At 31.1% G+C, this 739-nt stretch carries 1 protein-coding gene; it reads right to left on the bottom strand.

The genetic code is table 11. The features are described 5' to 3' along the window. The coding region (locus N4270_RS17095) for a hypothetical protein (RefSeq protein ID WP_260098568.1) at positions 1-717 on the bottom strand (717 nt) is incomplete at its 3' end. Between the last annotated feature and the right edge of the window lie 22 nt (positions 718-739).

Here is a 739-nt window from a genome sequence, read left to right as displayed (position 1 = left end):
TTTGTCATTTACGATATTCAGTACTTTATATGTCGAAGCTCCAATTTCAATTAAAGTACTTCCTTCGTCGATGTCCAAACTATGCCTAAATTCAGCTGATTTTTCTTTATTAAAAGTCCAGCGATAAATTCCGTCAATTTTTGGTGCGCTTTCCGTTGTTCTTGTCAAAACTAAATTCCGATTCTTAAGAACTCCATTTTCCCAACCAGAAACATCCCAAACTCCATCAAAACTCATTACCAAAGAATCAGCAACGTTTTCACGTTTTTTCTTTAACTCAACAAACTTGTGTTCGAATATTTTGTTTTCTAAACTATCATAATCAATTCCATCCCATTCACAGTTTCCGATAATTTTTATTTCCTTTCCGTTGGTTTTTATATCGTAGTAGTCGATTGAAGAAGAATTGAAAGAACAAGTATCTTTTATCGATTCAGCCTTTTTAATAAATCTGGTTATTAATATTAAGTCAGATTTTCCAATTTCGGTTGTCCAAGTTGAGTCAGTTCCAGAACCATAATAATAAAACGGGCTTTTTTTAATTGCTTTTATTTTTTCTCCACTTTTAATAATTTCCATTGAGTAAAATTCGATTCTTTCATCTCCAGTTCGATAAAGAATTTCAATGTCTGAAAAGTCATTAAATTCCGCTTTGTCAATTTTGTCAGAATTGCAAGAAGTTAGAATTAGAAGTAAGATTATTAAATGGTTTCTCATTTTTTCTCAAATGACACACAAC

The sequence above is a fragment of the Psychroserpens sp. SPM9 genome, from assembly GCF_025153525.1.
In the GTDB taxonomy this organism is placed as follows: domain Bacteria; phylum Bacteroidota; class Bacteroidia; order Flavobacteriales; family Flavobacteriaceae; genus Psychroserpens.
Note: the sequence above shows the minus strand (reverse complement) of the source record. Positions and strands in the feature narration are given on the sequence as shown.